The 13,170-nt window shown below is 36.8% G+C and carries 11 protein-coding genes; 6 read left to right on the top strand and 5 right to left on the bottom strand.

The genetic code is table 11. The annotated features are described in order from the left end of the window. Window positions 1-304 precede the first annotated feature (304 nt). From cdaA to D0T08_RS24685, 3 genes are all read left to right on the top strand, one after another. Entirely contained in the window at window positions 305-1,093 is a 789-nt protein-coding gene (cdaA, locus tag D0T08_RS24695; RefSeq protein ID WP_116985431.1) for a diadenylate cyclase CdaA, read from the top strand. Between the two features lie 114 nt (window positions 1,094-1,207). After that, window positions 1,208-2,242: an aminotransferase class V-fold PLP-dependent enzyme gene (locus D0T08_RS24690; protein ID WP_116985430.1), complete on the top strand. Its 1,035-nt coding sequence runs from the start codon at window positions 1,208-1,210 to the stop codon at window positions 2,240-2,242. A 140-nt stretch (window positions 2,243-2,382) separates the two neighbouring features. Further along, on the top strand, window positions 2,383-2,952 hold the full coding sequence (locus D0T08_RS24685; RefSeq protein ID WP_116985429.1) for a MarC family protein: 570 nt from the start codon (window positions 2,383-2,385) through the stop codon (window positions 2,950-2,952). A 379-nt stretch (window positions 2,953-3,331) separates the two neighbouring features. Here the strand turns inward: D0T08_RS24685 and D0T08_RS24680 are convergent, their stop codons facing one another. The 5 genes from D0T08_RS24680 to D0T08_RS24660 all read right to left on the bottom strand — a co-directional run bounded on the left by D0T08_RS24680 (window position 3,332) and on the right by D0T08_RS24660 (window position 9,182). Continuing rightward, on the bottom strand, window positions 3,332-4,084 hold the full coding sequence (locus D0T08_RS24680) for a hypothetical protein (protein WP_116985428.1): 753 nt from the start codon (window positions 4,082-4,084) through the stop codon (window positions 3,332-3,334). An 89-nt stretch (window positions 4,085-4,173) separates the two neighbouring features. Then, window positions 4,174-5,106: a DUF4097 family beta strand repeat-containing protein gene (locus D0T08_RS24675; RefSeq protein ID WP_116985427.1), complete on the bottom strand. Its 933-nt coding sequence runs from the start codon at window positions 5,104-5,106 to the stop codon at window positions 4,174-4,176. A 125-nt stretch (window positions 5,107-5,231) separates the two neighbouring features. After that, the gene (locus tag D0T08_RS24670; RefSeq protein WP_116985426.1) at window positions 5,232-7,631 is read right to left on the bottom strand and encodes a TonB-dependent receptor domain-containing protein; all 2,400 of its coding nucleotides are present in this window, start codon (window positions 7,629-7,631) and stop codon (window positions 5,232-5,234) included. A 222-nt stretch (window positions 7,632-7,853) separates the two neighbouring features. After that, window positions 7,854-8,645 carry a HEAT repeat domain-containing protein gene (locus D0T08_RS24665; protein ID WP_116985425.1) on the bottom strand — a complete coding sequence of 264 codons (792 nt, stop codon included), beginning with the start codon at window positions 8,643-8,645 and terminating at the stop codon, window positions 7,854-7,856. Between the two features lie 21 nt (window positions 8,646-8,666). Continuing rightward, window positions 8,667-9,182 (bottom strand): RNA polymerase sigma factor, encoded by a 516-nt coding sequence (locus D0T08_RS24660; RefSeq protein ID WP_116985424.1) that lies wholly within the window; start codon window positions 9,180-9,182, stop codon window positions 8,667-8,669. A 266-nt stretch (window positions 9,183-9,448) separates the two neighbouring features. On the opposite strand from D0T08_RS24660, the gene D0T08_RS24655 reads away from it, so the two are divergent. The 3 genes from D0T08_RS24655 to D0T08_RS24645 all read left to right on the top strand — a co-directional run bounded on the left by D0T08_RS24655 (window position 9,449) and on the right by D0T08_RS24645 (window position 12,966). Continuing rightward, complete coding sequence (locus tag D0T08_RS24655) at window positions 9,449-9,859, top strand: hypothetical protein (protein ID WP_116985423.1); 411 nt, start codon at window positions 9,449-9,451, stop codon at window positions 9,857-9,859. A 173-nt stretch (window positions 9,860-10,032) separates the two neighbouring features. Continuing rightward, complete coding sequence (locus D0T08_RS24650; RefSeq protein WP_116985422.1) at window positions 10,033-10,272, top strand: hypothetical protein; 240 nt, start codon at window positions 10,033-10,035, stop codon at window positions 10,270-10,272. 138 nt (window positions 10,273-10,410) lie between these two features. Then, a complete protein-coding gene (locus tag D0T08_RS24645) occupies window positions 10,411-12,966 on the top strand; it encodes a zinc-dependent metalloprotease (RefSeq protein WP_116985421.1) in 2,556 nt (851 codons plus the stop codon). Window positions 12,967-13,170: the final 204 nt, after the last annotated feature.

Below are 13,170 nucleotides of genomic sequence, written 5' to 3'. Positions count from 1 at the left end.
TGGTATCAGGTTGCTCTCTTTGTTTATTTTCAAGTTATTCTCTGGTCATGTTTGAGATTTATTGTCATTTTAATCAATAAAACCTAATAATCTCCCTAAAAGAACCCTTACCACAATTATTCTGCACTTTGTTTTATATTTTCTATTAATCTTTTGGCTTTCAGACAAATTAGCTCTTCAGGATTATACTAATTACATTGATGTAGTAAATTTAATAAAGATTTTATCACGAAAAACCTTATCAAAAGGTGTGTTTTTTTGTTTTTTTCGTACTTTCGCAAATCACACATTAAAAATCCCAACTATGCAAATAAGCTTTCTAGAAATAAAGTGGACAGATGTTTTAGATGTTGTATTAGTTACCTTTCTGTTGTATTACATATATAAGTTGGTAAAAGGGAGTGTGGCAAGTAGGGTTTTTATGGGCTATTTACTCATCTATCTGTTCTATCTAATCGTAAAAGCTATTGGTTTAGAGTTACTCACGCGCATACTGGAGTATTTTATGGGGGTAGGAGCCATCGCATTAATTGTGCTTTTCCAACAGGAAATCCGACGATTTTTGCTTCTTGTAGGTAAATCTACCTCTCTTACTAATAATCAATTTTTTGCTAAACTACTGGGAAATCAACTTGAAAAGGAGAGTGCTACCCCTTTAAAGATTGTAACAGACGCCTCTAAAACTATGTCCAGTGAGTTTACAGGGGGAATTATTGTATTGCAAAAAGATGATGATTTAAGTAAATATATAGAGTCTGGCGATATAGTAGATGCGGTATTATCTAAAAAAATGCTGGTTACCGTTTTTAGTCAGTATAGCTTGCTGAATGATGGAGCAGTGATTATTAATAAAGGCCGTATTAAGGCAGCTCATTGCATATTACCGATTGCGAGTGGAGACGATTTACCTTCAAATTATGGATTTCGCCATCGGGCAGCTTTGGGTATTTCGGAAGCAACTGATGCCGTAGCCATTTGTATTTCTGAAGAAAATGGCAAAATCTCTTTAGCCATCGACGGGGACATTAAAATGGTATCGGCTGTTGAGTTAGAGAAAGAGTTAAGAAAATATTTTCTGAACGAGGTTCAATAAAGAAAATTGAGTGAATTAGTGATTAGTTTTGAACTAGCGAATATTAAATCACATAATTTTGTATTGCAATTATTCATTTAATCACTCATTCACTAAATCACTCAATGATTCGATATGATTACGTTTTATCCCGGGCCATCAAAAATTTATCCTCAGATAGGCCAATATTTGCAAGATGCAGTGGCTGAGGGCATTCTTAGCCAGAACCATAGAAGTCAGGCTTTTATGGATATGCTCAAAGATTGCGTTAGTCTATTCAAACAGAAGTTAAATATCCCAGCAGACTATCACGTTTATTTCACTTCGTCAGCTACAGAGTGTTGGGAAATTATAGCGCAGTCTTTTACAGCCAAAGGAAGTTTACATATTTTTAATGGAGCATTCGGACAGAAATGGTTTGAATATACCCGCAAAATTGTTGGTGACAGTACATTCGATATTCCCTTCAGTTTTGAAGAAAAGATCCCAATTTTAGAAACGGATACATCAAAATATGATATACTTTGTATTACGCAGAATGAAACTTCCAATGCTACACAAGTTGATGTCAGCCAGATTCCACCCAGTGAAGCATTAATTGCTTTTGACGTAACTTCATCTATCGGAGGAATTGAATTAGACTGGACAAAAGGAGATATCTGGTTAGCATCTGTACAAAAGTGTTTGGGATTGCCAGCAGGTTTAGGCGTGATCATTTGTTCGCCAAAAGCCATTAAGCAAGCGGAGATAATCGGAGAGAGGAAGCATTATAATAGCTTTCTGTTTATCCACGAAAACTTCGGGAAATACCAGACTCACTATACACCTAATGTATTAAGTATCTATCTGCTGAAGCGTGTAATGGAGCAGATAGAGAATATAGAGCAAATCAGTAGAAAACTCAAAGCTAGAAATCAGGATTTTTGTCAATTTATTGAGCAGGAAACGGTCTGGCAATTATTAATTAATAACGAATCTGTAAGGTCGGATACGGTGATAGCTATTGAAGGTGTGAGTGATGCGATTAAAAAGATAAAACAAAAAGCTAAAGAAGCCGAAATTACCTTAGGCAATGGCTATGGCAACTGGAAAGAAACCACTTTTAGAATAGCCAACTTTCCGGCCATTGAGGATTGGGAGTTTGGGGCGCTTAAGGAAATAATTGAGTGATTGAGCGAATGAGTGATTAATTAAGCAATTAATAATTACTCTTTTAAGAACTCAATTAATTAAATATTTTGAGCAAACTTCTTATTTAAATTGTATTCACTCAATCACTAACTTACTCATTCACTAAATATCTTATTCAAATGAGCTTTAGTTTTAAGGAAATTATTTCCGTTACTATTATTCTTTTTTCGGTAATTGATATACTCGGTTCTATTCCGGTAATTATTGATTTACGTAAGAAAGCAGGAGATATACATGCTGAGCAGGCTACACTGGTTGCCGGTACACTGATGATTGTGTATCTGTTTTTAGGTATCAGTATACTGAATTTATTCGGAGTAGATGTAAAATCCTTTGCCGTTGCAGGGGCTATTATTATCTTCCTTATAGGAATGGAAATGATACTGGGAAGAAATATCTTTAAACACGAAACTTCTTCCAGCAAAGCTACCTCTATAGTGCCTTTAGCCTTTCCGATTATTGCCGGAGCAGGAACTATGACAACCATTATTTCTTTGAAAGCTGCCTACGCTCAGGAGAATATTATCGTAGGTATACTATTAAATCTATTAATTGTCTATTTAGTGTTAAAAACCTCAGTCTGGATTGAGAATAAATTGGGTCAAACAGGAGTAGATATTTTACGAAAAGTATTCGGGATGATTCTACTGGCTATTGCCATTAAATTAATTAAGGCCAATTTGGTGTAGGAATAAAAGATAAAGGCAAGACAAAGTCTCGCCCAATGCTCCCTAAACTAAATTGTATGATTAAAAGCGTTTCGTAAACCTTAACTATATCTTTTTCATAATTGAGTTCTTTTCTAATAGTCGAACCCACCCATTACACATCATACTACCGAAACACATCCTATGAGTGGGGTCGACTAGTACGAGACCAATGGCATCTCTATTATTATTAAATGTCATTAGCTCCCTTATCGATAAGCCTGAATAAATTTTCAGACTCCTACAAATATTTTCTTGATGCTCTTACTAAATCACTAAATAAAAGACACTAATTTCTGATTATGTGTTGCATTTAGTAATCACTAAATTGTTCATTCTATAAATCACTAAATAAATACCCTCACTTCTTCTTCCTCAAATAAATATTTCCATGCTCTGATTTCAGTTCTATAGGAGTACCTCCGCCATTCAAAGATGCAGTAAGGAAATTCTGCTTGTTTTCGTATACAGGTAGCTGAAAATCAGTAAATACATCATTCCAGTCTGAAATTCTGATTTTTAAATCAGCTTTGATATTAGCTGGAACTTCTAATAATACTTTGCCGTATAGGCTTGATAGATAGATATTATTTGTTTGATTTAAGTAAGCATTGACTGAACCATGGCGCGTATAGGCTTTGATATTACCTATGAGATTTTGAAGATAAATGTTGCCAAATTCGGTACTGGCTTCAAAGTTACCAATCATATCTTTTATTGCCCAGCGTTGTCCATGTTGAGGGAAGTTTTCATAGACCATTAAGCTGAGTTTATTAGGTAGGTATATGGTATAAGTGCCACTATAGCAGTTGCAAACTTCACGGATAACCAAAGTCGTATCCTCCTGGCTTACATTGACACCTAACTGTGTATTATCTTCTAAGCCTTTAATGATAACTCTTTTAAGGCCGTCGGCCTGTTTGGGAGGAGTAATAGGCTCATTAATTTCAATTCTTATTTCATTGCCTTCATAACCCTGGATATTGATATTGTTACGCTCTATTAGAACAATAGCTTGCTTTGAGGTACTCTTGAGAGGGGCAGCAAACCTCATCTGACCGAAGCTAATTTGCCACCCAATGCACAAGAGTATTAATGTCAATAGTTTTTTCATAATCAGGTATTGGTAGATGTGCGTCAAATGAAAGTATTAAGAGAGAAAAGACCCCTCTCCATACATTTGCAGGAGAGGGAATCTGAAACTTATTTTTTCCTTCTTATATAAATATTACCATTACTTGATTTCAGGTCTATTACAACTCCTCCACCATTAATAGTACCTTCAAAAGAATCACCACCTTTACTTGTTCCTGATACGTAAACAAACTGATCTCTTTTAAAGATGTCTCTTTCGTCATGATCGTCATCGTTTCTGGTATAAACTTTGGCTTTAGCTGTTGTACCCAGATCGCTTTGTTCTCCTTGCCCTGAGATTGTCTTAGTGCCTGAACTCGCTACGCTTTTATTCTCTTTTTTAGTGGCTGCAATATCCCAGTCAGTAAACAAGTCACCATAGTAGCTACGAACTTTCAGATTAGCTTTTGCGTCAGTTGGCAGCGTAACGTCAATCGCTCCTGATGCACTTATTGAGCTTGGTGAACTTTGTGACAGTTTTGAATAGGTTACGAAAATCTTTCCGTGTCCGGTATTAGCTACCAATGGACCGGTAATATCGTTCAGATATGCTTTTGAATTGTTAGTTTTCAATTCAATTTCGCCTGCTATATCGCTGATGATGATTTTTTGCTCATTCCAGTTCTGACTTTCTATGACACTTAAATCAAGCGATTTAGGAACTTTAATTGTAAGCACACCAGTGTAACGATTCTTAGGGATAAGAATTTTAAGGATATTTCCTTCAACTTCGGCGCTTGCGCCAACTCCGGTATTATCAACTACTCCTCCTGTAACTAAGCGTAAGCCTTCGGCTTCTTTAGGCAATTCTTTACGGTTTTCTCCGGTTTGTTCAATAGTAACGTCGTTACCATCAACTCCCTGAATATTGATAGAAGCTTGCTGAACTACTACCTGTACTTTTTTCCCTTGTCCGCTGAAAGCTACTTTATAAGGTTTAGTTTGCCCGAAGGACGTTGCATAGGCCATGCAGATTAAAACGACAACAACTACTTTTTTCATGATTTTTTATTGGTTTATGTTATATATTTTAAATTAAGTGTTACTGGTTTATGTTGTTGTTTGTGGAAAAATGAAGCCTATTTTCAGAAACTACCGGGCATTCCATGCTGGGCATTCTTTAGCCCTTAGTTGTCGCCACCTTTTTTGTCATCGTTGCTGATGCTTTTCTTCTGACGTTGTGGTTGACTGCTCATTTTCCCGAACTGGTAAGAGAAACTAACTCTCCATCCCTGGTTATAATATCTTGATTTACCTGTTTGTGTAAAAGTTGGTCCTGAAAACTCCATTCTTTGTGTGAAATAAGGTGCCAGGAAGTTGTCGAAACCTAAGCCGATTGTTGCTTTTTTCTTCAACACTTCTTTCTGGAAAGCTATGTTATAATAGGCAAATCCACTTACTTTCCCTTGCAGCATCACACGAGGCGAATTAAAGAATCCAAAGAATTGGGCTTTAAAACCTTTACCAAAATCGTAGCTTGAGTTCATGTTGATGCGGTACATCCAGTTTTCATTTTGAGCTTGCATAGCAGGGCTGTTCAGAATGTTGTAATAGACATTGATTGCACCATTAGCTGTGAATTTCTTCTTAATCTTGGTATTGCCGCTTAATGATAAACCATAAGATGTATTCTGCGCGATGTTCTGAAAATTAATAGTGGCTACACCTTCTGAATCAAATGTTCTGATGCGTTCAATGGCATTGTTGGTGGTGCGCATATAAAGAGAGGTATTAATTGACGACTCTTTGATATAAACATTATAATTGATTTCTGCGCTGTGTGTTAATTCAGGTTTTAAATAAGGGTTACCTGTATAGGTCATTAAAGGTTCACTTGCATTTACATATGGGTTTAGGAACCACAACATCGGGCGTTGAATACGTTGGGTATAGCTCAATTTTAACTTCTGGTTTTTTGGTAAATTTCTTGATAAGCTCACATTTGGAATCAGGTTACCATAGTCGCTATAGAAGGGAACTTTACCTGCCAGAAACTCAGCCTGAATGAAAGTATGCTCGTATCTTAGTCCAGCATTAACACCCCATTTGTTTTTCGAAGTGCGTGAATAAGTAAGATAAGTACTGGCTACTTGTTGGGCATAATCAAACACATTGGCTAAAGCCGGAACATCTTCAAAATTGGTCGAACCATCCAAGGCATTAGCTACCTGATAATCGCTTTTTACGTTACGGAAGATAGACTTTACACCTACTTCCATCGTACTCACACTGTCTAAAGGATTCGTAAAATCTAACTGTACCGTTCCTTCGTAGTTAGCGCTATAATTAGTACTTTTTTCACGATAATTGACTACATTGTTTTCGTTAGACTGATCGAGTTTATAGAAACTATCTTCACCCTCTTTTGAAAACATGGTTAAGATGCTAAACTCTCTCTTTGGCTTTTTAAATGTTTTGGTATAATCAAGGTTTAAAGTATTTCCGTCCCAATCATAAATGCGGTATAGATTGCGAGTGAAGAACTGGTTGGTAATGCCCTGGGTTGAAAAATCATTCAGGTAATCGAAATACATTCCGTTTTTACCATCATAAAGGTTTAAGCTTGCGCTGATACGGTTAAGTGAGTCAATGTCCCAATCGGCTGTAATGGTGCCATATCCGTTTTCTCCGTTCCCTCTGAATGATGTTGTTTGTAACAAAGTACTTGAAATGCCTTCTACGATGCTGGTACGATTCGTTTCGTTTCCACCTTGGTTACGCCAGCGGTTAAAACCTCCTCTGGCTGAAAGACCAATCGATTTTTTGCGATAATTCAAAGAACCATTCAAACGATCATTCCATCTACCCAGCGATAAATCTGCATTACCATTGATACCCTGAATACTGTTCTTTTTGGTAATAATATTGATAATACCTGCCGTACCTTCTGCATCATATTTAGCTGATGGTGAGGTAATCACCTCAATCTGCTTGATATCATCGGCAGGAATCTGCTTCAATACATCGGCAATACTGCGTGCCATGAGGTTAGAAGGCTTATTATTAATCAGGACTTTAATATTAGAACTTCCTCTTAATTCCACATTTCCATCCAGGTCAACTGCTATGGCCGGAATTTTTCTTAATACATCGCCTGCATTCCCACCTTTGATGGTGATGTCTTTATCGGCATTGTAAACCAATTTGTCAGGTTTTTCTTCAAACAACGCTTTTTGTTCTACTACTGTTACCTCTTGTAATTGCTGAACAGATTGTGAAATTTTAATGACTCCCAAATCCAGGTCTCCTTCAGTAACTCTGACGTCGTCGATGACTTTGTCTTTAAAGCCAACAAATGTAATTTTGATTTGATAAGTACCCAGACCTGCTTTTGTTAAAGTGAATTTGCCTCTTTCGTCAGCGGTAGTACCTTCTACGGGCTTGTTGTCTTTCAAGAGTGCGACTGTTGCAAACTCAACAGGTTTGTTAGCTGTTGAATCGAGTACAAAACCGGTGATTTTGCTTTTCTGAGCCAATAAGATTCCGTTTACTCCAAGGAGCAATGTTAGTAGTAATAGCTTTTTCATAATTTTAGTTTAAATATTAATAGTCTTTTTTAAGAGTCTCCGGTCTATTCCGGAATGTTGCAGGTTTCAGTAAAAAAATAATTAATTACGAAAACCTAAACGATACGATAAACTCTTTGTAAAACTACTTGTAATACAGTTGGTGGAACACTCATTTGTGATGAGTCGATGGAAAAATGTTTCCAAATGATGATATCTTAGGGCTCGTGTTCAGGCCAAGGATTACAAACTCAAGACCTTTACACTCTCCATAGCTTTGCGTTTCACAACCTCTTCGGTATCTGTATTTTGTAATAGCTTCTGCATGGGTTTTACGGCTCTTTTATCGCCCAGATTTGCCAGAATATCAATTACCGTAATCTGCAAGGTTGGCTCTTTTTGTGTCAATAATGTCTGAATCAAAGCATCTCTTGCTATTTTTTCATCTCCAAAATGTGAAAGTGCCTCTGCCGCTGATGTTCTTACATTAATATTTTCATCGGTATTCAGCGTTTTTATCAAGGCTTTCAATACTTCATCGTCTGGCTTATTGATGTCATAGCAGTAATTTACCGCCTGGATTCTTTCAGATGCAGATTCTCGTTTAAGCATGGAAAGCATTACTAACTGCTTGGTTTCTTCAACATCGTTTTTAATCTTTGCGATTTCCGACAAATCATTTAAATCCTTATCGGATGTTTTTCTACCTATCCAGAAGATGCCTAAAAGTAAGACTATTCCTGCCGCATATTTCAAAATAGGGGAGTTAATCCAACTTACCCTCATGGCCCCCTTTTGTTCTTTTTTTCTCTTTTTTTGTTCTGCCCCCTTTTCTTTTTCGAGCATCATATAGAAGCCTAAGTCTAAAGTTGCGGTTGGGTCAAGCTCTGCGGGTTTGTTCATGTCAGCATAAAAAGCTTTCAGATCTTCAAACTCGTCTCTAAGTGCCTCATCGTCCGACAACAAAGTTTCTAATTCCTGTCTTTGTTTGGCGTTTAGTTTATCTTCTAAATAATCTGCAAATAATTGTTCCATAACCTCTATCTCCCTTTTTTATTAATTGAGTTTTAAATATTCTTCTTTTAATTGTTTCAGACCACGATGTACTCTGACTTTTACTAACGAAACCGAAATGTTAAGTATATCGGCTATTTCTTCGTATTTCAGTTCATCATATCTACTCATGGTCAGCACCTCCTGATACTCCTGTGGTAGTTTTTTTAGGGCTTTCTGAATTAAAAGGTATTGCTCATCATCATAATTTTCTTCTTCTGCTACTTCAATGTTTTCGTGTAAATCTTTATGGTTGTGCGAATGTTCTTTCAAAAAATCGTGGTAAATGTTCCGGGCAATCCGGTAAATCCAGGTTCGGAATTCGTAACCATCTCTGAAACTATTCCGGTAATGAATGATACGATAGAAAACCTGTTGCGTCAAGTCCTGACTGGAGTCACGCTCTACACCAAACCTTAAATAAAAATTGTATAATGGGCGTTTGTAGCGTTCGTACAAAATCGCAGCCTTATCTAAGTCGCCACTGGCTACCAGTTGCATAGCTGCTTCGTCAGTCATATAAGAGCTTTTTCGTTTTTAGGTTTCTGATAATGATTACTTGAGGAAGAATAAAAGGTTACAAATATTTTTAAAAAAACTATTTAAAATTTTAATTAAGTCATTTTGCGCCTGATTCTTTGTCTCATAGCATAGACGATTGTGTATGGGAATTGTTACAGATGGATGGATTTAATGAGCAACAATTATTAATATGTCAGGTTATGATTATAAATGATAGTAATGCATTGTTATAGAATTTAGGCCAGTTAAAACCAGTGATTCAAATGAGAAAAATAAATGATATGATAGCTGCGTTTTATTTAATCAGAAAAAGAAACAGAAAACAATATGATGGCAAGGAAGGACTCTTTAGTATAAAAATTCTTTTCTGTTTGTTAGCCTGGATATGGCTTTTACCAACCATTGGTTTATTGCAACGCGCGTTTGATACTGTAGATATTATTGCCTGGCTGCCAAAAGATAAGCTATTTGCCTTAATATATCTGCTGATATTATATCCTATCATCAATCATCTTACCTGGAATCTGCACGAAATAGAAAAATATATTGCCGTAAATGAGAATGAAGAGAGTCTTAAAAGTGCAAAAAGATTATTTTTTATTTTGCTAATTTCCGGCTTTGTGTTTTTAGTAATTGTAGCACTCTATAATAAATATTACCCTATTCAAGATTGAGAGGAGTTAGGTATATTTATGACTTATAGAGACAGGGGAGTGTCTTAAAAGTTTTTCTGCCATGGAGAGAATAATATAACAGTACGATTATACTAAAAACCTCTTCAAACATTTTGAAAACATGATCTTAAGTAGGAAATTTAGTAGGTAATAATTTTATAATATCAATTGCCATGGAAGAAGAAAAAAAGAAAATTAATATATGTGACAAAGGCATAGCTTGCTATATCTTAGCCACTAAAATACAATCTAAAAAGGTTACCGATTTGGTGGGAACCTTTTTGAAAAACAGCGATGGTTTCCAGGTGTTGAATACTAAATTGGAATATAAAAAGGTTACTGATATGGTGGGAACCTTTTTAAACAAACTTCCCTTTTCTGTTCTCCAATTCATGCACAATCACCCAAATTAGGGGATATTTAGAATGAATATAAAGTAGAAATTTGTGGTTTGGTCTCAATTACAAATATATTCATCAATAAACTAACAATAATTCTACTGTTTTACCGTAATTTACGAAGTTTTTTCATCAAACTATTAAATTTTAATTATGAAATTATTACGCCTAGCACTTATTCCCTGCGTTCTTTTGGGAATGACCGTCACGGGTTATGCACAAAAGAAAGACGACAAAAAGAAACCAGAAGAACCTGCAAAAACAACCCCTCCTACAACCCCCGCAAAACCTGCTGAAGCTCCTAAAACAGGACCAAAACCCTACAAAGAAGTAATCACAGACAAAGCAAAAACCAGCAAAGGATTAATTACAGTTCATAAAATCGACGACAAGTATTTCTTCGAAATCGCAGATACTTTGTTGGGTCGTGACATTATGACTGTGACCCGTTATTCAAAAACTGCTGCTGGTGGTGGTATTTTTGGTGGTGAAGAAGTTAACCGCCAAATGGTAAGATGGGAAAAAGGACCTGAGAATAAAATTTTCTTACGTTCAATCTCTATCGTTATGACTTCTGCCGATAGTACTAAACCTATCTTCCAGGCTGTAAGAAACTCAAGCGCTGATCCTATCATCGGTTCGTTTGATATTAAAGCCTTGAAAAAAGATACAGTATCGGTAATTGAAGTAACTGATTTTTTCAAAGGCGACAATCAGGTGTTTTCGCTTGACCCAATCAACAAGCAATTTCTGAAAATTACTGCTTTACAAGCCGACCGCTCGTATATTCAGCATATTCGTTCGTATCCGATTAATACAGAGATCCGTACAGTTAAAACTTTCGGTGTAACTCCTCCGATGGTTACTTTAACACCGATTCCACAAATTGGCCAATATCTGCCGGCTTCTCGTGATGCAGGTGTGGTAACCATGGAATTTAATACTTCATTGATTTTGTTGCCAAAAGTGCCGATGCGTAAACGTTTCTTTGACCAACGTGTGGGTTACTTTGCTAACCAATATGCCGTTTTTGGCGAAGAATCTCAAAAATCAGATGAGGAAGTATTTGCTGTAAGATGGAGATTGGAGCCTAAGAGCAAAGAAGATGCTGAACGCCAGAAACGTGGCGAGGCCATTGAGCCTAAAAAGCCAATTATTTATTATATCGACCCTGCAACGCCTAAAAAATGGCAGAAATATTTGAAAGCAGGTATTGATGACTGGCAAGGCGCTTTCGAGAAAGCAGGCTGGAAAAATGCTATACGCGGTGAGTATCTGAGTGAAAAAGATAGTCTTAGTCTCGAAGATGCTCGTTTCTCGGCTATCCGCTACTTTGCAGCTGATATTCAGAATGCTTATGGACCTAACGTACATGATCCCCGTAGTGGAGAGATTCTTGAAAGCCATATTGGTTGGTATCACAATGTAATGAGCTTGCTGCGCAACTGGTATCTGATTCAGACAGCTGCGGCTGACCCACGTGCAAGAACCAAAAACTTCAGCGATGAATTGATGGGTGAATTAATTCGCTTTGTATCATCTCACGAAGTTGGCCATACACTAGGTCTTCGCCACAATATGGGTGCAAGTTCGGCTACGCCTGTAGAAAAACTTCGTGATAAAAACTGGGTGGCTCAGAATGGTCATACTTCATCTATCATGGACTATGCTCGTTTCAACTACGTAGCACAACCGGAAGATGGTATCACTGATTTCTTCCCACGCATTGGTGATTATGACATCTGGGCCATTAAATGGGGTTATTCATACTTCCCAGATGCAAAAGATGCGAAAGATGAAAAGAAAACTTTGAATACCTGGACAAAAGAGGCTTATAAAGACCCACGTAAACGTTTCGGTACTGAAATCAGCCCTTATGACCCACGTTATCAAACAGAAGACTTAAGTGATAATGCAATGAAAGCTTCTGAATACGGTATCAAAAACCTGCAAAAAATATTGCCTAACCTGACAGAGTGGAGCAAAGAAGATGGTGAGTTCTATAAAGAACTAGCTGAATTGTATAACAACGTTGTGTTCCAGTACCGTCGTTATGTGAACCACGTAACCAAAAATATCGGTGGAGTTTATGATGATCCTAAAACTTATGATATGGATGGTGGGGTGTTCTCGGCAGTACCAAAAGCTACTCAGAAAGAAGCTATCAATTTCTTGAATCGTCAGGTTTTTGCTACACCAACCTGGATTTTAGATCAAAACGTATTGAACAAAATCAACATTGAGTCTGGGGTTGAAGCGGTTAAATCTATTCAGGAGGCTACTTTGAATAACTTATTAGCCGGTGACCGTGCGGTTAGATTAATGGAAACAGGTGCTACAAATCCTGCCAACTACAATCTGGATGATTTAATGACTGACTTACGTGGAGGTATCTGGGCTGAGTTGAAAACCAAGAAGCCAATTGATGTTTACCGTCGTAACTTACAAAAAGTGTTTACAGAGAAGTTAATTACTTTGTTAACACCGACTAATACTACCGTATTATCAATTCCTCCGGGTGTAACTTACGGTTATACTACACGTGTAGTTGATTTAAAGAAAACAGATTTACCATCAATTACCAGAGCACATCTGGAATCATTAAAAGCGGAAATTAAAGCGGCTTTGCCTTTAACTACCGACAAAATGAGCAAATACCATTTGCAGGACGTGTTGAAACGTATTGAGAATGGTTTGGATCCTAAGTGATAATTTGGTGATAAAGATATAGTGAAAAAGCGGAGAGGTGACTCTTCGCTTTTTTATTTTGGCTTGTAGAAAACCATACATTGAAGTTGTCTAAAGTTAATTAGGTAGAAATAAATAAGGTTGACAAGTGTTAAGTTTGTAATCACGACAAAACAATCAAAACACGAATCAACCATGCTCAAATTAACGAAAAAAATAATTAAC

This window comes from Emticicia sp. C21 (assembly GCF_003418935.1).
Taxonomy (GTDB): Bacteria; Bacteroidota; Bacteroidia; order Cytophagales; family Spirosomataceae; genus Emticicia.
The sequence above is the reverse complement of the archived record's forward strand: the minus strand, read 5'-3'. Positions and strand labels throughout refer to the sequence as shown.

Coding starts and splice junctions, on each gene's coding strand:
- cdaA (WP_116985431.1), top strand. CDS start 305: ATGCAAATAAGCTTTCTAGAAATAAAGTGGACAGATGTTTTAGATGTT.
- D0T08_RS24670 (WP_116985426.1), bottom strand. CDS start 7,631: ATGAAAAAGCTATTACTACTAACATTGCTCCTTGGAGTAAACGGAATC.
- D0T08_RS24645 (WP_116985421.1), top strand. CDS start 10,411: ATGAAATTATTACGCCTAGCACTTATTCCCTGCGTTCTTTTGGGAATG.
- D0T08_RS24665 (WP_116985425.1), bottom strand. CDS start 8,645: ATGGAACAATTATTTGCAGATTATTTAGAAGATAAACTAAACGCCAAA.
- D0T08_RS24680 (WP_116985428.1), bottom strand. CDS start 4,084: ATGAAAAAACTATTGACATTAATACTCTTGTGCATTGGGTGGCAAATT.
- D0T08_RS24685 (WP_116985429.1), top strand. CDS start 2,383: ATGAGCTTTAGTTTTAAGGAAATTATTTCCGTTACTATTATTCTTTTT.
- D0T08_RS24655 (WP_116985423.1), top strand. CDS start 9,449: ATGAGAAAAATAAATGATATGATAGCTGCGTTTTATTTAATCAGAAAA.
- D0T08_RS24675 (WP_116985427.1), bottom strand. CDS start 5,106: ATGAAAAAAGTAGTTGTTGTCGTTTTAATCTGCATGGCCTATGCAACG.
- D0T08_RS24660 (WP_116985424.1), bottom strand. CDS start 9,182: ATGACTGACGAAGCAGCTATGCAACTGGTAGCCAGTGGCGACTTAGAT.
- D0T08_RS24690 (WP_116985430.1), top strand. CDS start 1,208: ATGATTACGTTTTATCCCGGGCCATCAAAAATTTATCCTCAGATAGGC.
- D0T08_RS24650 (WP_116985422.1), top strand. CDS start 10,033: ATGGAAGAAGAAAAAAAGAAAATTAATATATGTGACAAAGGCATAGCT.